The organism is Novosphingobium aeonii, assembly GCF_052279045.1.
GTDB lineage: Bacteria > Pseudomonadota > Alphaproteobacteria > Sphingomonadales > Sphingomonadaceae > Novosphingobium.
This window is the reverse complement of sequence record NZ_CP176832.1, coordinates 1,445,314-1,461,873: the sequence shown is the minus strand read 5'-3', so window position 1 is coordinate 1,461,873 and position 16,560 is coordinate 1,445,314. Positions and strand designations below refer to the sequence as shown.

Below are 16,560 nucleotides of genomic sequence, written 5' to 3'. Positions count from 1 at the left end.
GAAAGCCCCTCAGGAAAGATCGGCGAAAAAGGAAAGCAGTTCGTCCGACAGCCGGTGGTCCGACGTGCCGAGATGCATGGCCATCGAGTAGTGGTTGTGCCCGGAGGCATAATGCGCGCGCGGCAAGTGACCGTGGCGACCGAGGCGGGCTTGCAGGAGGCTGGCCCATTCGGCCTGGAAACGCGGCGGATCGAACTCGGCGCAGGCGACCATGAGCGGCAGGCCCGTGGCCATCACCGCGCCCATCGGCATGCGCAGGTCGTAGCAGTCCTGCGGGCCGTAATAGCGCATGTCGCGCTCGTCGAGCGGGGTGAAGCCATAGAGGCCCGAGAGCAGCGCCGCGCCGCGCACAAGTGCCGCGTGGTCTTCACGCGCCTTGAGGAAGGCGGAGACATGGACCGCGCCTGCCGAAGTGCCGAGCAGGAAGATCCGCTCCGGATCGCCGCCATGCGCGGCGACGTTCGCCCGCAGCCAGTCGACCGCGAGACCCACGTCTTCCGCGCCCGAGGGCCACATGTGCGCCGGGGCAAGCCGGTAGTTCATCACTGCGCCCACCATGCCGTTCGCCGCTGCCCAGCGCCCTACATGGGCATTCGCCCAGCCGCTTTCGCCGCCCTTGTCGCCGACAAGGAACCCGCCGCCATGAACGAAAAGGACGACGGGGCGCGGGCCCCCGGCCTCCCCCTCGCGGTAGAGATCGAGCCGGTTGCGCGGGTCCGGGCCGTAGGCGCAGTCCACCGACAGCGGCGCAATCCGGGCGGCCAGCGCCTGCTGCTCGGCATCGAACAGGTCCCGGCAGGCGGCCACGATATCGGGGCCGAGCTTCGTGCCCATCGCCGCGATGGCGCGCCCGGTTTCACCAGAGCTCATGCCGGTTCACTCCCTTGTGCGAACAGCCGGGTGAGCGCGAATGTCGTGCCGGCCACGCCCAGCGCGGTGCCATAGACCAGCTTCATGCCCAGTGCGACAAGCCAGCCGATCTCGCGCCACGGTCCGAACAGGCAGAGCGCGGCCAGCAGCGCGGCACTCGCAAGGCCCGCCAGCACCACGCTCAGCACGGTCCGCGCGATGAAGGCCCCTCCGCCGGTCCGCCCTCCGGACCTGCGCAGACTGCCGGAAACCACCAGCAGCGGCACCAGCGAAGACATCAGCGCGATCGCGGCGGCCTGCGGCAGGAAGTCGAGCGCCAGGTTGTCAGGTGCGGCGAAACGAAGGGGGCGGTTTTCCAGCCCGAACACGCCGAGGAAGAACGCCGCGCTCAGCACGAGGTTGATGACCCCGCTGGTGCGCTGCTCCCGCCGCAGCCGGGCTGCGATATTCATGGCCGGCACCCCAGGTCGAAGCTTTGCAGATCGCGGGCGAGATCGACCGCCCCGTGATAGCGCGCGGCGATCCCCGCGCGAATGGCCGGCTCGAACTGCGGCAGCGGGCCGGGCGGGACCGCGAAGTGCGTGAGCACGACCCGGCCGACCCCGGCCTGCGCGGCGATCTCGCCCACGGCCTCGGGCCGCAGGTGATGCGTCGAAAGATGGCGCTCCATCCCGGCCAGCATCTCGGGCGAGGCGTCCTTGCGGCGCGCGCGGATTTCACCGAGCAGAGCATCGAGCGCGATGACTTCGGAAACGAACATGTCGCTGCCCTTCGCCAGCGCGGTGACCGCGGCGCTCGGACCGGTGTCCCCGGTGTAGGTAATGCTGCGCGTGCCCAGCACGAAACGGTAGCTCAGCGAGGCGTTGTCGGGATCGGGCTTGCCGTCATGGTCGAAATGGCTGTTGGCGGCGACCTTCACGCCTGCGCCCGCGCCGAGATCGAGCGATTGCCCGTCCGCGAGTTCGATCACCCGCACCGAGTCCGCCGGACGCGGCGGCGGCGTACCGAGACCGAAGCCGATGCTCCCCGGCGTCGCCATGGAGGCGACGATGCCTTCAACGACGGCCCGCGTGCCGACCGGGCCGTAGACGGTCAGGACACCGGCAAACTGGTTCATCCAGCGCAGGCCGATCACTGCGGCGAGGCCGCCGGTGTGATCGAGATGGTTGTGGCTGATGAACACCGTGTCGACGGCGCCGAGGTCCAGCCCGATGCGGGCAAGCTGGTCCACGGTGCCGTCACCGGTATCGACGAGTATCCGCCGCTCGCCGATGGTGAGGAGATTGGCCGGCTCCGAACGCTCGGCGGTCGGGACCGGTCCGCCCGCCGTCCCCAGCGTCGTCCAGCGCAGCGCCGGGCAGCTTGTGGCCGCAAGCGCGGGAAAGGAAGAGATCGCCACTGCCGAGAGCGCCAGTGCCGTCATTGCGCGTTTCACCTGCATCTTCACCCTTGTTTCGGCGGCCTCTTGCGGGCCATTCGGAAATATGGCCGGAACCTTGTTCGCAAGGTTCCGGCCGGACACGATCAGAACTTCGTTTCGACCTGGACGCCGATGGTGCGGCGGCCTTCGCGGGTCAGCCAGTTCACATAGGCGCCCGAGTCCGCGAAGGGCAGGTGGATGACCGATGCGTGGAAGCGCTGGTCGAGCAGGTTGCGCACGAAGGCGCCGATCCGCCAGTTGCCGTCCGGATGACCGATCCCGGCGGAAAGGCCGATCGTTCCGTAACCGTCCTGATAGGCATAGGCATTGGCCACCGCGTACTGCACGCGGCTGCGGTAGTAGATGTTGGCCGAAGTATCGAACTGGAGGTTGTCGTTGATCGGCAGCTTCACGTCGGCGCCAAGAGTGGCGCTGTACTTGGGCGCGCCCGAAAGCGGCTCGCCCTTGGCCTGCACCAGGCTGGTGACGCCGTCCGCCGCCAGATAGCAGGCATATCCCGCCTTCACGTCCTCGGGGCAGGCAGTCACGTAGTCGGTGAACTTGGTGTCCGAATAGGTGAAGCCGCCGTTGAACGAAAGCACCGGGCTCACCCGCCAGGAAGCATCGATCTCGAAGCCCTTGGCGGTGAAGCCGCCGGCATTCTCGGTCACGAATTCCACGCCGTTGAACACCGAGGTCTGGAGGTTCTTGTACTTGTCGTAGAACAGGTTGGCGTTGAAGGTCACCGCACGGTCGAAGAGCTGCGACTTGATGCCCACGGTGATGTCGCGAACGGTCTGCGGCTTCACGTTGGTGCGCGTGCCGGTGAGGCCGGTGAAGGTCACCGTCGGGCCGAGATAACCACGCGCGATGGTGCCGAACAGCATGACGTCAGGCGTGATCTTGAACTCGGCGCCGCCACGGCCCGACCACGAACCCTTCTTGGTGCTGCCGGTCTGCAGCGCGGTGGGCGTATAGGGCAGGACGAAGCCGGAACCGTCTGCCGCTGGCGTACCCGGCGTGAAGTTGGGATCGAGGATCGAGAAGTACGAGGCCTTCACCCAGTCGTACTGATAGCGCAGGCCGCCGATCAGGCTGAACTGGTCGGAGACGTGGAACTTCCCGTCGAAGAAGGCCGCCAGCGAATCCGACCGCGTCTGGGTATTGCCCTGCCCGCCCGAGATACTGACGATGAAGCTGTCGAACGGGTTGGCCGGGCGAAGCTGGGCGCGGTTGAAGTCGTTGTCGTCACCCACCTTGCGCCGCGAGGCATAGACGCCGGAGGTGAATTCGAGCTGGCTGCCGCTGGGCGAGCTGATGCGCAGTTCCTGCGAAAGAAAGCTCTGGTCGGTGCCGGTCTGCTGGGCGGTGAAGACCGGGACGCTCGAACCGTCGATCGCGAAGACCTGCGGGCCTTCGTCAAGCCGGCGGTAGGCCGTGATCGAGGTCAGGTTATACTCGCCCAGCGCGTAGTTGATCTCCATCGAGGCGCCGTAGTTCTGCTCCGACGAATAGCCGCCGTAGTCCTCGACCGACTTGTTGTTGTCGAAGCCCGCCGTCACGCCAAGCGCCGAGAGGTTGCCGAAACGCGCCGCCATGAGCGGGTTGGCGAAGCTCGGCAGGCGATTGAGCGTCCAGAGCTGGCCCGGACCCTTGCGGCTGATCTTCGAATAGTCGCCGATCAGGTAGATCGACAGGTCGTCGCTGGGCTCGAACAGGAACTTGGCGCGGCCGCCGTAGCTTTCCTCGCCGCCCCAGGTCTCGTCACGGTAGACGTTCTTGAGGAAGCCGTCGTTGCGGCGATAGAAGCCGAACACGGCCAGCGCCGAGTTCTGCGAAACCGGCACGTTGACGCTGGCATTGGCGTTCACTTCGTTCAGTTCGGCGTAGCTCAGGAAGGCCTTGCCGAAGAAGTGCGAAGGGTCCGGCTTCTTCGTGGTGATGTTGATGACGCCGGACGAGGCGTTCTTGCCGAACTGCGTGCCCTGCGGCCCCTTCAGCACTTCGACGCGCTCCAGATCGCCAAGGCTGTTGATCGGGTTGCCGAAGGGAATGACGACGTTGTCGACCACGGTGCCGACGTTCTGTTCCGACGAACTGGAGAAGCCGCCCGCCGAACCCACGCCGCGCAGACGGAAGCCGGAATCGTTGGGCGAGGAACCGAACTGCACGCCCGAGAACTGGTACTGGATGTCGGTCAGCTTCTGGAAGCCGCCTTCGGTAAGCTGCTCGCCGCTAATGGCCGAGACGGCGATCGGCACGTCCTGCAGGCGCTCGGCCCGGCGCGATGCGGTGACGATGATGTCCGTGCCCGAAATCGCCGGTGTCTCGGCGGCCTGCGGCGCGGTGTCCTGCGTCGCTTGCTGAGCCATGGCCGGCGCACTGATCGCGCCGAGCGCGATACCGGAAAGCAGAGTGAACTTGCTGATGAAGGTGTTCATGTTGGTCTCTCCCCAAACGGATTGTTTTTGCCGGTGTTTCCCGGCTGTTTTTGCGACCCGTCAGGTCTCGTCGATGACGGGGTTGGTCAGTGTGCCGATCACGCCGATGGACACTTCCACCGTGTCGCCGGCCTTCAGGTAAAGCGGAGGCTTGCGCTTGTCGCCGACGCCGCCGGGCGTGCCGCTGGCGATCACGTCGCCGGGCTTGAGGTCGGTGAAAGTCGAGCAGTAGGCGATGACCGTGGGGATATCCCAGATCATGTCCGACACCGGCTGATCCTGCACCAGCTCGCCGTTGACTCGGGTCTGCACGCGCTGCGAGGCCAGGTCTTCCACATCGGCAGCGACAACCATCGACGGACCGAAGCCGCCGGTGCCGGGCCAGGTCTTGCCGGGCGTGAACTGGATGTTGTGGCGCTGCCAGTCACGGATAGACCCGTCGTTGAAAGGCGCGAAACCGGCGATGTGCTCCCATGCATTCTCGGGCGCGATGCGGCGGCCGCCCTTGCCGATCACGACGGCCAGTTCGCCCTCGTAGTCGAAGCGCTCGCTTTCGGGCGGGCGGACCATGGCGTCACCGTCAGCGATCAGGCTGTCGGCCCAACGGGTGAAGATCGCCGGGTGCTCCTTCTGCTCGCGGCCGGTCTCGGCAACGTGAGTGGCGTAGTTGAGGCCCACGCAGAGGATCTTTTCCGGGTTCGGAACGACGGGCAGCAGCTTGACGGCATCGGCTGCGAATTCGCCGGTCACGGCCAGCGCGGCAAGATCGCAGGCCAGCACGTCCTTCAGCCAGGCGTCACCGCCGGATGCGCCGAGATCGATCACCTTTTCCCCTTCGAGGCGGCCGAAGCTCTTGGTGCCATCGGGACGTTCGAAGCTGATGTAACGGTTCATGCGTATTCTCCCCTGCCCCGCGTGTCCTGCGGCGGCGGTCAAATGGTCAGAGCGGCGCGGCTTCCCAGTCGCGGCGGAAGCGGAAGCGCTCCTCGGCGCGGCGAAGCCCATCGAAATCCTTGTCCGAGATGCCCCACTGGTCGATGCGGTTCGGTGGCCAGGTCCAGTCTTCCGGTGCGCCGGCCTTGTAGTCCTCCGGCACCTTTTCGACCGCGGTCGAGAACTCGATCACCGGGCCGAACGGGGCGATGAAATAGGCGTAGACATTGGCGCCCGGGCCGTGGCGGCCGGGCCCCCATGCGGGGACCAGGGCGTGATCGCGCAGGCGGCCAATCCCGCGCATCACCGCATCCATGTCCTCCATTTCGAAAGCGACGTGGTTGAGCGAGGCAAAACCGGCACGGGCAAAGGCGGTGGAATGGTGGCTGTCGTTGCAGCGCACGAAGACCATGCCCTTGGTACGGTCGGACACGCGGAAGCCGAGAATGTCCTCCACCGCATGGCCGCAGGCTTCGGCATCGGCGGCGTTGAAGACCACATGCGTGAGCTTCACCGGCAGGTCGCGTCCGGTGATGGGTTCGACTTCGGCAGCGTCCACCAGGAAGCGCAGGATCGTGCCTTCGGGCAGTTCGACCAGCAGGCCGTGCCCGCCGCCGAGATCCTCGCTCACGGTCGGGCTAGCCATCCAACCGGCAGCCGCAATGCGCGCCTTCAGCGCTTCCAGTTCCCCGGCCGTGCAGACGAAGGTGGTCGAGCGGACGAACTCGTCATCCGACTTCTCGAACGCGACGAGGTAGGGGAACGGGCCGGAGCCGCGCAGGTAATGCGTATCGCCTTTCGTTTCGGCGTCGGCCATGCCCCAGATTTCGGTCATGAACGTGGCGGCCGCGGCCGGATCGGGCAGCGCCAGTTCGATGCTGCGCAGTTTCATGGCTTTTGCTCCTGAAGAAGACCCGCCGCGCGGATACCGGCGCGGGCACACTGGGCATCGCACTCGCCCGTGTCACCGCTGACGCCTACGGCGCCGATCAGGGTGCCGGTGGCATCGCGGATCACTACCCCCCCGGGCGAGAACGCGATGCGGCCGCCGACGGCAGCGGTGACGCTTTGAAAGAAGATCGGGTTGCCCTTGGCCCGCTCGGCCAGCACGGCGGTATCCGCGTCCATGCCCACGGCGCCCTCGGCCTTGGCCTTGGCAATGTCGAAACGGTAGAGGCTCGCCCCGTCCTCGCGGGCGAAGGCGACCGGGTGCGCGCCCGCGTCCAGCACGATCACTGCCAGCCTCTTGGCATTGCGTGCCCGTGCTTCGGCGAGGGTGCCGGTGACGATGGTCTGGGCCTGAGCCAGCGTGAGAGTCATGCGGCAAGCTCCTGATGGCTGGAAAGCTGCGCCGCACGGGCGGCAAGAAGGTCTTCGGCGCTGTGGCTGGCCGTGCCGAAAACGTAGTGATCGGGGCGGATCAGCACGGCATCGGCGCCATGTTCGTCGAGCCAGGCGGTGACCGCGCCATTGTCCGGCAGAGTGCCGACGGAAATGCGGGTGACGCCCTCTGCGCTGCCGGGCACCGCATCGTCGCGAACGAACAAGCGCCAGTCGCCGCCGGTCAGGTCGTCAAGCTTGCGGCCATCGGTCAGCACCGGCTGCACGAAGCGCACGCCTGCGCCAGAGGTCTGCGCGAGAACTAGGCCATCGGCGATGGCGGGGATCAGATCGTGCGCTGTCTCTCCGGCCTTCTGGCGCGCTTCCTCGCGGATGCGGGCATCGCGCGCGGCAGCCTCGACAGGATCGAGTTCGCAGATGTACCGGCCGGCAGCAACAGCCGCGCCGATCACCGCGCGGACATGCGGATCGCGCTCACGCTGATAGGTGCCCAGCACGGAAGGCGCGGCACCGTGATTGGCCACCGCATCCATCTTCCAGGCCAGATTGGCGACATCGCGCAGGCCATGGCACATGCCCTGCCCGAAGAACGGCGGCGTCTGGTGCGCGGCGTCTCCGGCGAGGAAGACGTTGCCGACCTGCCACTGATGCGCGACGAGCCCGTGGAAGCGATACGTGGCGGCGCGCACGATCCTGTGCGGAACATCGGCCATCCACGCACCGACCAGTTCAGCTACCTTTTCCGGCGCCATCATCGCGGTGTCGTCCTCGCCGGGGAGCAGCATGAACTCCCAGCGGCGATGGTCGCGGCGGCCGGGAACCACGGTGGCCGGGCGCGAAGGATCGCACATCATCACCGAAAGACGCTGGAGATCGGCCCCCTCGGGCACCCCGGAAAGCTGCGGGAAGGCAACCGGGCCTTCCACTTCGGCATCGACGACGAGCCAGGGCTCCTCGAAATCGAGATCGTCCAGCCCGACGCCCAGTGCCTTGCGGACAGAGCTGCGCGCCCCGTCGCAGGCGATGACCCAGCGGGCGCGGGCGCTGCCGGCATCGCCATCCTCGCTGTAGTCGACAGTCACGCCGTCATCGTCCTGCGTAAGGCCGAGGAAGGTGGCGCCCAGCACGAGTTCGACATTGTCCCTGTCCGCAAACCCCTCGCGCAAGTGCGCTTCGAGTTCGGGCTGGTAGAAGAAGTAATCGTTGGCCCACCCGAACGGGCGCGGCTTGCCCACGGTGCCCATGTAGCGGATCACGCCGTGGTCGGCGCCGACATGGAGGTGCCCGTCGGTGGCGATCATGTCGCCCTGCACGCGATCGATCACACCGGCGGACTGGAACAGGCGCATCATCTCGTGATCGAGATGGACCGCGCGCGGCAGCGGGTAGTGTTCCAGTTCCCGTTCGAGAACCAGTACCTTGAGCCCTTTCAGGCCGAGAAGGTTCGCGGCCAGCGCGCCCACAGGGCCGCAGCCTACGACAACCACGTCGTACGACATCATTTTAGCCCTTGGTTACTCGGTTGCTTCGATCTCGGCAGGCGCCTTGTGGAACGCCCCGCCCTTCATGATCATCTTCAGCCGGTCCTTGTCCTGCAGCACCGCGACATCCGCCGTGGGATCGCCGTCGACCAGCAGGAGGTCGGCCAGCCAACCCTCCTTCACCAGCCCGACCTCAAGTCCCATCAACTCGCCGCCGTACTGGGTGGCGGAGCGCAGGGCTTCGGCGGGTGTGAAGCCGAAATACTGCACGAAATGCTCCAGATCGCGGGCATTGCGGCCATGCGGATTGAACGGGAAACCGTAATCGCCGCCGGTCAGGATGCGCACGCCGCGCGCCTTGAGTTCAGGCACCAGCTTGCCTTCAAGGCCCATGCGCTCATGCGCGCTGGCCTTCATGTGCGTCATGTCTACATGCGGCGGCGGGTTGGCCTCGATGGCGGCCACCGAAACGCCGGGACCGGGCGCGTAGAAGAACTTGTCCTTGTCCGCCGCCATACGCTCCACGGTCGCCGCGTCCGCGAAGGAGCAGTGGTAGAGAATGCGCGCACCGGCATCGAGAGCAAGACCGATGGCTTCCGGCGAATAGGCGTGAGTGGCGATCCACATGCCCGCCTCGCGGGTCGCTTCGCCGGCGGCGAGCATTTCCTCACGGGTATAGAGCACCTGCATCGCCGAGCCGGGCTTCAGCGCATCCTCGCCGGAGACGACCAGCTTGATCGACTTTACGCCCTCGTCTTTGCAGTAGGACACGAACCGCCGCATCGCCTCGGGCCCGCGCCCGTTGAACACGTCTCCGGTCTCGACGCCTTCGTCGCCTTCCGGGCTGCGTTCGAGGGTGGAGGGCACCATGCGCGGCCCCGGCGTTTCGCCCGCGGCAATGGCCTGCGCCAGCTCCGGTTCGATCATGTCGCCCAGCGCACCGGCCGAATAGATCGAGGTGAAGCCGTGGTCCAGCAGCACCCGCGCATTGCGCCATGCCGCGACCTTCAACTCGTCAGGCGGGAGGATGAACTGGTGGTAGATCTTCTCGACCGAGGAGCCCCAGGTGAGGTGCGTATGCGCGTCGACCAGTCCGGGCATCAGGGTCATGCCGTGCCCGTCGATCACCAGATCGGCCTGCTCCTCCGCCAGCGCGTCGGCGCCGAAGGCAAGACGGGCGATCCGCTCACCGTCCACCAGCACCGAGCCGGTCTGGAGAGCGCTGCCGCTGCCGTCGAAAATGGAAACCTGGCGGATCAGGGTCCGCATCGCTCTCTCTCCCGGTTTTTGTCGTTCGGATTGAGAGTGGTTCTAGCGCTCTATCTGCCCTCAAGTAAAATAATGAGTTTTGGATTTGCCATAGCTAAAGACTATGGAATGGCCGGCAAGGCATGAAGCATGGCTTCGGCCAGCGGCGAAAGCCGCCGCCCGGCCAGGCGCAGCACCCCGACACTGCGTTCGAAAACGGCTTCCTCGATGGCGATGGCGCGGATCGAACCGTCCGGCGCACCGTCCAGCGCGACCGCGCGCGGCAGCACCGTGACGCGGTCGGTCTCCCGCACGATGGCCCGCGTCGTCAGCAGCGAATCGCAGCGGATCGTCGTGCGCGGCACCGAAACGCCGGCGGCGATGAACAGCGCGTCGACCTGCCGCCGGAACGCGCCGCGCGCCTCGGGCAGCACCCAGGGATAGTGCTCGACATCGCGCAGCGAGACACGCTCCCCCAGGTCGGCATGGCTCGGGCCGACGATCAGCGCGAAGGGATCGCGCGCGCAGGTCACTTCCGCGACGTCCGAAGGCACGTTCTGGATGCGCGTGGTGACGAAGGCCAGTTCGATTTCCCCCTTGCGCAACATGTCGAGCAACTGTTCGTCCGGCCGTTCGACCGCGCTGAGAGCGAAATCTCCCACCGCCTGCTCCACCCGCATGATCGCGCCGGGAAGCAGGGTGAGCAAGGCGCCCGGCGTTCCCCCGATCCGCAGCGGCCCGGCAATGCGGTGACGGGCATGCTCCACATCGCTCACCGCGTCGGAAAGCAGGCGCGCCATGGCCTCGGCCGGGCGGCGCAGCACTTCGCCTTCCCGCGTGAGGACGATGCCGCCGCGCCGGCGCTCGAACAAGGTCACGCCAAGGCGGCGCTCCAGCAGGGCGATGGTATTGGAGACGGAAGGCTGAGACAGGTTCAGCGCCCGCGCCGCCGCGCTGATCGAGCCGGTTTCGCAAACGGTGCGAAAGGTCATCAGCGCGCGGGGATCGATCGCGGGAAGACGCGCAAGCGGCTGCGACGTCGCTGTTTCATCCGCCATGCCGGTCCCGTCCCTCTCGTCGATCCATTCGCTTTCGCATCTGGAGGCAATCGGGGAACCGATCAAGCCGGACGAAGGACGCCAAAGCTAGATCTGGCGCTTTTCCAGCTTGCGGGCGAGCGTGCGGCGATGAAGGCCGAGGCGGCGCGCGGCCTCGGATATGTTGAATTCGCATTCCACCAGAGTGCGGTGAATATACTCCCATTCCAGCGTCTTGATCGAACTGCGCCGCCCGTCGACCGGGACGCTGGCGTCCCCCTCGATGCTGGTGAAGGCGGCCTCGATATCGTCGGTATTCGAGGGCTTGGCGAGATAGTGCGAGGCGCCGAGCTTGATCGCCTCCACCGCAGTGGCGATCGAGGCGTAGCCGGTCAGCACGACGATCCGCGTCTCGGGAGAACGGGCGTGAAGCGACTGCACGACCGCCAGCCCCGAGGACGCGCCCAGCTTGAGATCGACCACGGCATAGTCGAACACTTCGTCCTCGCTCAGCGTCTCGGCCTCGTCCGGGCTGCCGGCCGAGCTGACGCGATAACCGCGCCGTTCGAAGGAGCGGCGCAGGGTGCGTGCGAAAGTGGGATCATCCTCGACGATCAGCAGGCTCGCGCCGTCGGGATCGATCATTGCTGCTTCTGTCATGGCGCCCCGGCTGTGTCCTCGCCCTTCCTGGGCTCGTAGGCCAGTGTAGCAAGGGGAATGGCAAGTTGCACCCTTGCGCCGCCATCGGGCAGATTGTCGACCGCGACCTTGCCGCCCAGCTTGCGGATCACGTTGACGACAAGGAACAGCCCCAGCCCGCCGCCGTCGCGTCCCTTGGTCGAAGCATAGGGCTGGCCGACACGGGGCAGCATGTCCGCCGCGAAGCCGGGACCCCGGTCGCTCACGGTCAGCACCAGCCCGCCGTGCTCCACCCAGGCCTCGATCACCACGAGGTCGGGCGAGACTTCGACGGCATTGTCGATCACGTTGCCGATCACCTGCCTGAGGCCGGGATCGGAGACGATCGGGCGATCCTCGGCGATGCGGTCGATGAAGCGCAGCTCGCCGGGCATGCGCGCGCGCCATTCCTCGAGGATTTCGCCGATGAACCCGCGCATGGTCGTCACCGCCGGCGCCACCCCCCGGATTTCCCCGGCCGACATCAGGATGCCGCTGACGATGTTCTTACACCGCGCCAGTTCGCGGCGCACGTCGGCAAGGTCCGCCGCGAGGTCGGGATCGTCGGCGATGCCAGGCTGGTGGCTCCAGTCCCCCAGGATCACCGAGATCGAGGACAGCGGCGTGCCAAGCTCATGCGCCGCGCCGGAAGCGAGCAGGCCCATGCGGATGATGTGATCCTCCTCCACCGCCTGCTGGCGCAGTGCCGCCAGCTTGGCGTCGCTCTCGCGCCGGGTGAAGTCGAGCCGCGCCACGAAGACGATCAGCAGCACCGCTGCCAGCACGAAGCAGAACAGGCTGCCGTAGATATAGAGTTCGAAGGGATGCTCCGCATAGCGGGCGGGCAATTGCAGCGGAACGTAGAAGAACGTCAGCAGCAGCATGCAGAGGCAGGCGTTGATCGCGACCAGCGAACTCCATCCCAGGTCGAGGATCACCGCCGCGATCACGATCTGGAGCAGGAACAGGAAGGTGAAGGGATTGGTCGCGCCGCCGCTGTGGTAGAGCTGCCAGCACAGCGCGATCACGTCGACCATCAGCGCGGAGAACAACTCGCCCTGCGTGAAGTCCCGCCGGCGGGCAACCACGCTGGCCGATGCGAGATTGACGACGATCAGCAGCAGCGGCGCCAGCAGCAGCGGCGCCAGTTCCAACCTGACCCCCAGTCCCTGCGAGACGATGACGATGGTGGCGAGCTGGCCGAACACCGCCGTCCAGCGCAACTGCGTCAGCAGCACGACATTGGCCCGGCTCGCCGATCCGCCGGGCACGCCGTGCGGCGCGAACAGGGCGATCAGCCGTTCCATCGTCTCCGGCGCCAGACGAAGAGCAGCGCCATGATCGACATCGCCGCCAGCGCGAACCAGGTGAGCGCATAGGTGAGGTGATTGTCGGGGAACTGGATCTGGGTAAGGCCCGGCACCGGCGCGGCCACCCCGGGCACCGGAGCGCCCTTCTCCATTTGCGCATCGACGAAGACCGGAACGACCGCCCCCACGCCGCGCGCCTGCGCCATGGCGCGGACATCGCGCGAATACCAGCGGTCGGCGCCGGGCTGGTTGGACTGGAGCAGGCTGCCCCCCGCCTCGGTCGGGCGCAGCAGGCCGGTAACCTCGACCGGGCCTGACGGCGTGGTCGCCGCAGCTGCCTGCACCCTGGTTCCGGCGGGCAGGAAGCCCCGGTTGATCCACACCTGCCGCCCGTCGCCCAGTTGCAGCGGCGTCATCGTCCAGTAGCCGGTGCCGAGGCCGGTGGCCGCGCGGACCAGCAGGGTGGCCTTGCCCTCGTAAGTGCCGGAGACGTGGACGCGCAGGTATTCGAGGTCCTTCGGCGCAATTGCCGCCAGTCTCGCCTCAGCCGGAAGCGGCACCGGCGCGGCATGGACGCGCGCGTCGACCCGGGCGATCAGCGCGTGCTTCCAATGCATCCGCTGCACCTGCCACACGCCCAGCGCCACGAAGCCGCAGAGCGCCACCAGCAGAAACGCGGCGAGCCCCCAGGGCCGCCGCGCTTCCGTTTGATCCGTTTCTGTCCGCATGTGTTCGGTCAGTTTCGCCTCGTTCATCGAACCACGATCAGGGCAGCTGGCCCGCCTCGTGGCTCGTCATCGGCATCATGTTGTGGTTGAGGTGGTACATCACCCACAGCGAACCGGAAAGCGTGATCACGAGGATGACGATCGTGAAGATCAGCGCCATCACCGTCCAGCCGTTCTCCGACTTGGTGTTCATGTGCAGGAAGTAGATCATGTGGACCACGATCTGCACCGCCGCGAAGGCCATGATCACGAGCGCCGTCGTCGACTTGTCGGTGATCGCGCCGGTCATCACCAGCCAGAACGGAATGGCGGTGAGGACGACCGAGAGGATGAAGCCGATCACATAGTCGCGCAGCGAACCGTGGCTGCCGTGATCGTCCTCGAGGTGGTGATTGGGGTGGACGTGCTCGCTCATCACAGCATTCCCATGAGATAGACAAAGGTGAAGACGCCGATCCAGATCACGTCGAGGAAGTGCCAGAACAGCGAAAGGCACATCAGGCGACGCTTGTTGGCCGGGATCAGGCCCTTCTTGCCGATCTGGACGACCAGCGTGAACAGCCAGATCAGGCCGAACGTGACGTGCAGGCCGTGCGTGCCCACCAGCGAGAAGAACGCGGTGAGGAAGCCCGAGCGCATCGGGGTCGCACCCTCATGGATGAGGTTCGCGAATTCGTAGAGCTCGATCGAGAGGAACGCGGCGCCGAACACGGCGGTCACGAGCAGCCAGAGCTGCGTCGCGCCCTTCTTGTCCTTCTCCATGGCGAGCATGGCGAAGCCGTAAGTGATCGACGAGAACAGCAGCATCGCCGTGTTCACCGCCACCAGCGGCAGCTCGAAGAGATCCTTCGGACCCGGACCCGCCGCGAAGCTGCCGCCGAGAACGCCGTAAGCGGCGAACAGCATCGCGAAGATGAGGCAGTCGCTCATCAGGTACATCCAGAAGCCCAGCATGGTGCTGCCGCCTTCGGGATGGTCGTGCTCGTCCAGGTCGTAGAACGCGGCCTGGAGCTGGGGCTGGGTCAGCGTCTTGGTCATTTCAGCAGTGGCAGTCATCGATCAGGCTCCCGCTGCTGCAAGCTGGCGCGTACGCTCGGCCTCGGTCGCTTCGACCGTCTCGACCGGGATGTGATAGTCGCGCTTGTAGTTGAAGGTATGGAAGATGGCGTAGCCGAGGATTCCCGCGAAGGAGACGGCTGCCAGCCACCAGATGTACCAGATCATCGCGAAACCGAGGACCGTCGACAGGCCGGCGAGAACCAGGCCGGTACCCGTGCCCTTGGGCATGTGGATCGGACGGAAGCCGGTGGTCGGACGTTCCACGCCGCAGCGCTTCATGTCGTCCCATGCGTCGATGTCGTGGACGATCGGCGTGAAGGCGAAGTTGTACTCCGGCGGCGGCGACGAGGTCGACCATTCCAGGGTACGGCCGTTCCACGGATCGCCGGTTTCGTCGGTCAGTTCCTCGCGCTTCCAGATCGACACCGCGAACTGGAGAAGCATGGCGCCAATGCCGCCCGCGATCATCACGGCGCCGAAGGCGGCCACGATGAAGAAGGGCTGGAGCGACGGATCGTCGAACACGCGCATGCGGCGGGTCACGCCCATCAGGCCCAGGATGTAGAGCGGCATGAAGGCGAACCAGAAGCCCGGAACCCACAGCCAGAAGCTGACCTTGCCCCAGAACTGGTTGAGCTTGAAGCCGAAGGCCTTGGGCCACCAGAAGTTGATCGCCGCGAAGATGCCGAACAGCACGCCGCCGATGATGACGTTGTGGAAGTGGGCGATCAGGAACAGCGAGTTGTGCAGGACGAAGTCGGCAGGCGGCACCGCAAGCAGCACGCCGGTCATGCCGCCGATGGTGAAGGTCAGCATGAAGGCGACCGTCCACATCATCGGCAGTTCGAACCGGATGCGGCCACGATACATCGTGAACAGCCAGTTGAAGAGCTTCGCGCCGGTCGGGATCGAGATCACCATGGTGGTGATGCCGAAGAACGAGTTGACGCTCGCGCCCGAACCCATGGTGAAGAAGTGGTGCAGCCAGACGAGGTACGAGAGGATGGTGATGACCAGCGTCGCGTAGACCATCGACGAGTAGCCGAACAGGCGCTTGCCGCAGAACGTGGCGGTGACTTCGGAGAAGACGCCGAACAGCGGCAGGATGAGGATGTAGACTTCGGGGTGGCCCCAGATCCAGATCAGGTTCACGTACATCATCGGCGAGCCGCCGAAGTCGTTGGTGAAGAAGTTGAAGCCGAGATAGCGGTCAACCGTCAGCATCGTCATCACCGCCGTCAGCACCGGGAAGGCGGCGACGATCAGGATGTTGGTGCAGAGCGAGGTCCAGGTGAAGATCGGCATGCGCATCATGGTCATGCCCGGCGCGCGCATCTTCACGATGGTCGCGATCAGGTTGACGCCCGATAGCAATGTCCCAACACCCGCGATCTGCAAGGCCCAGATGTAGTAGTCGACGCCGACCCACGGGCTGTACGCCAGGTTCGACAGCGGCGGATAGGCCAGCCAGCCGGTCTGCGCGAACTCGCCGATGAACAGCGAGGCCATGACCAGCACCGCGCCCGCGGTCGTCATCCAGAAGCTGAAGTTGTTCAGGAACGGGAAGCTGACGTCGCGTGCGCCGATCTGCAGCGGCACGATGTAGTTCATCAGGCCGGTGACGAAGGGCATCGCCACGAAGAAGATCATGATCACGCCGTGGGCGGTGAAGATCTGGTCGTAGTGGTGGGCGTTGAGGTAGCCCTCGTTGCCGTTGAAGGCGATCGACTGCTGGATGCGCATCATCACTGCGTCGGCGAAGCCGCGCAGGAACATGATGAGGCCCAGCACCATGTACATGATGCCGATCTTCTTGTGGTCAACGCTGGTGAACCACTCCTTCCAGAGATAGCCCCAGAGCTTGAAATAGGTCAGCCCCGCCACCAGCGCCGCGCCGCCGAGGGCGACGACGACGAACGTGGCGAGCACGATCGGTTCCTGTGGCATGGCGTCCCACCACAGGCGGCCCAATAGTGGGCTCCAGTGCGAATGGTCTACAGCTTCCATTGTTCTG

At 65.9% G+C, this 16,560-nt stretch carries 16 protein-coding genes; all 16 read right to left on the bottom strand.

Annotated elements, in window-relative coordinates:
- Window positions 1-9: 9 nt before the first annotated feature.
- Window positions 10-870, bottom strand: coding sequence for an alpha/beta hydrolase (locus tag ACLIMP_RS07265; protein WP_132469037.1), 861 nt, complete (start codon window positions 868-870; stop codon window positions 10-12).
- Window positions 867-1,322, bottom strand: a complete 456-nt coding sequence (locus ACLIMP_RS07260) for a hypothetical protein (RefSeq protein WP_324698478.1) — start codon at window positions 1,320-1,322, stop codon at window positions 867-869. The genes ACLIMP_RS07265 and ACLIMP_RS07260 overlap by 4 nt, the downstream gene beginning before the upstream one ends.
- A complete protein-coding gene (locus ACLIMP_RS07255) occupies window positions 1,319-2,311 on the bottom strand; it encodes an MBL fold metallo-hydrolase (RefSeq protein ID WP_185997869.1) in 993 nt (330 codons plus the stop codon). The genes ACLIMP_RS07260 and ACLIMP_RS07255 overlap by 4 nt, the downstream gene beginning before the upstream one ends.
- A gap of 83 nt (window positions 2,312-2,394) precedes the next feature.
- Entirely contained in the window at window positions 2,395-4,731 is a 2,337-nt protein-coding gene (locus ACLIMP_RS07250; RefSeq protein WP_324698476.1) for a TonB-dependent receptor, read from the bottom strand.
- A gap of 60 nt (window positions 4,732-4,791) precedes the next feature.
- The gene (locus ACLIMP_RS07245; protein ID WP_324698474.1) at window positions 4,792-5,625 is read right to left on the bottom strand and encodes a fumarylacetoacetate hydrolase family protein; all 834 of its coding nucleotides are present in this window, start codon (window positions 5,623-5,625) and stop codon (window positions 4,792-4,794) included.
- Window positions 5,626-5,671: 46 nt separating this feature from the next.
- Window positions 5,672-6,556, bottom strand: a complete 885-nt coding sequence (locus tag ACLIMP_RS07240; protein WP_324698472.1) for a VOC family protein — start codon at window positions 6,554-6,556, stop codon at window positions 5,672-5,674.
- A complete protein-coding gene (locus tag ACLIMP_RS07235; protein WP_185997873.1) occupies window positions 6,553-6,984 on the bottom strand; it encodes a GlcG/HbpS family heme-binding protein in 432 nt (143 codons plus the stop codon). Before ACLIMP_RS07235 ends, ACLIMP_RS07240 begins: the two co-directional genes overlap by 4 nt.
- Window positions 6,981-8,504 (bottom strand): bifunctional 3-(3-hydroxy-phenyl)propionate/3-hydroxycinnamic acid hydroxylase, encoded by a 1,524-nt coding sequence (locus ACLIMP_RS07230; RefSeq protein ID WP_420719876.1) that lies wholly within the window; start codon window positions 8,502-8,504, stop codon window positions 6,981-6,983. The genes ACLIMP_RS07235 and ACLIMP_RS07230 overlap by 4 nt, the downstream gene beginning before the upstream one ends.
- 15 nt (window positions 8,505-8,519) lie before the next feature.
- The gene (locus ACLIMP_RS07225; protein WP_324698467.1) at window positions 8,520-9,755 is read right to left on the bottom strand and encodes an amidohydrolase family protein; all 1,236 of its coding nucleotides are present in this window, start codon (window positions 9,753-9,755) and stop codon (window positions 8,520-8,522) included.
- Window positions 9,756-9,856: 101 nt separating this feature from the next.
- Window positions 9,857-10,792 (bottom strand): LysR family transcriptional regulator, encoded by a 936-nt coding sequence (locus tag ACLIMP_RS07220; protein ID WP_054440382.1) that lies wholly within the window; start codon window positions 10,790-10,792, stop codon window positions 9,857-9,859.
- An 87-nt stretch (window positions 10,793-10,879) separates the two neighbouring features.
- The gene (locus ACLIMP_RS07215) at window positions 10,880-11,431 is read right to left on the bottom strand and encodes a response regulator transcription factor (protein WP_054440180.1); all 552 of its coding nucleotides are present in this window, start codon (window positions 11,429-11,431) and stop codon (window positions 10,880-10,882) included.
- Window positions 11,428-12,756, bottom strand: a complete 1,329-nt coding sequence (locus ACLIMP_RS07210; protein WP_132469036.1) for an ATP-binding protein — start codon at window positions 12,754-12,756, stop codon at window positions 11,428-11,430. Before ACLIMP_RS07210 ends, ACLIMP_RS07215 begins: the two co-directional genes overlap by 4 nt.
- Window positions 12,744-13,487, bottom strand: a complete 744-nt coding sequence (locus ACLIMP_RS07205; RefSeq protein ID WP_443478139.1) for an SURF1 family protein — start codon at window positions 13,485-13,487, stop codon at window positions 12,744-12,746. Before ACLIMP_RS07205 ends, ACLIMP_RS07210 begins: the two co-directional genes overlap by 13 nt.
- A gap of 37 nt (window positions 13,488-13,524) precedes the next feature.
- The gene (gene cyoD / locus ACLIMP_RS07200; protein ID WP_054440178.1) at window positions 13,525-13,902 is read right to left on the bottom strand and encodes a cytochrome o ubiquinol oxidase subunit IV; all 378 of its coding nucleotides are present in this window, start codon (window positions 13,900-13,902) and stop codon (window positions 13,525-13,527) included.
- Window positions 13,902-14,525 carry a cytochrome o ubiquinol oxidase subunit III gene (cyoC, locus tag ACLIMP_RS07195; RefSeq protein WP_132469107.1) on the bottom strand — a complete coding sequence of 208 codons (624 nt, stop codon included), beginning with the start codon at window positions 14,523-14,525 and terminating at the stop codon, window positions 13,902-13,904. Before cyoC ends, cyoD begins: the two co-directional genes overlap by 1 nt.
- A 21-nt stretch (window positions 14,526-14,546) precedes the next feature.
- Window positions 14,547-16,553, bottom strand: a complete 2,007-nt coding sequence (gene cyoB, locus ACLIMP_RS07190; protein ID WP_054440174.1) for a cytochrome o ubiquinol oxidase subunit I — start codon at window positions 16,551-16,553, stop codon at window positions 14,547-14,549.
- Between the last annotated feature and the right edge of the window lie 7 nt (window positions 16,554-16,560).

Coding starts and splice junctions, on each gene's coding strand:
- ACLIMP_RS07265 (WP_132469037.1), bottom strand. CDS start 870: ATGAGCTCTGGTGAAACCGGGCGCGCCATCGCGGCGATGGGCACGAAG.
- ACLIMP_RS07260 (WP_324698478.1), bottom strand. CDS start 1,322: ATGAATATCGCAGCCCGGCTGCGGCGGGAGCAGCGCACCAGCGGGGTC.
- ACLIMP_RS07255 (WP_185997869.1), bottom strand. CDS start 2,311: ATGCAGGTGAAACGCGCAATGACGGCACTGGCGCTCTCGGCAGTGGCG.
- ACLIMP_RS07250 (WP_324698476.1), bottom strand. CDS start 4,731: ATGAACACCTTCATCAGCAAGTTCACTCTGCTTTCCGGTATCGCGCTC.
- ACLIMP_RS07245 (WP_324698474.1), bottom strand. CDS start 5,625: ATGAACCGTTACATCAGCTTCGAACGTCCCGATGGCACCAAGAGCTTC.
- ACLIMP_RS07240 (WP_324698472.1), bottom strand. CDS start 6,556: ATGAAACTGCGCAGCATCGAACTGGCGCTGCCCGATCCGGCCGCGGCC.
- ACLIMP_RS07235 (WP_185997873.1), bottom strand. CDS start 6,984: ATGACTCTCACGCTGGCTCAGGCCCAGACCATCGTCACCGGCACCCTC.
- ACLIMP_RS07230 (WP_420719876.1), bottom strand. CDS start 8,504: ATGTCGTACGACGTGGTTGTCGTAGGCTGCGGCCCTGTGGGCGCGCTG.
- ACLIMP_RS07225 (WP_324698467.1), bottom strand. CDS start 9,755: ATGCGGACCCTGATCCGCCAGGTTTCCATTTTCGACGGCAGCGGCAGC.
- ACLIMP_RS07220 (WP_054440382.1), bottom strand. CDS start 10,792: ATGGCGGATGAAACAGCGACGTCGCAGCCGCTTGCGCGTCTTCCCGCG.
- ACLIMP_RS07215 (WP_054440180.1), bottom strand. CDS start 11,431: ATGACAGAAGCAGCAATGATCGATCCCGACGGCGCGAGCCTGCTGATC.
- ACLIMP_RS07210 (WP_132469036.1), bottom strand. CDS start 12,756: ATGGAACGGCTGATCGCCCTGTTCGCGCCGCACGGCGTGCCCGGCGGA.
- ACLIMP_RS07205 (WP_443478139.1), bottom strand. CDS start 13,487: ATGCGGACAGAAACGGATCAAACGGAAGCGCGGCGGCCCTGGGGGCTC.
- cyoD (WP_054440178.1), bottom strand. CDS start 13,902: ATGAGCGAGCACGTCCACCCCAATCACCACCTCGAGGACGATCACGGC.
- cyoC (WP_132469107.1), bottom strand. CDS start 14,525: ATGACCAAGACGCTGACCCAGCCCCAGCTCCAGGCCGCGTTCTACGAC.
- cyoB (WP_054440174.1), bottom strand. CDS start 16,553: ATGGAAGCTGTAGACCATTCGCACTGGAGCCCACTATTGGGCCGCCTG.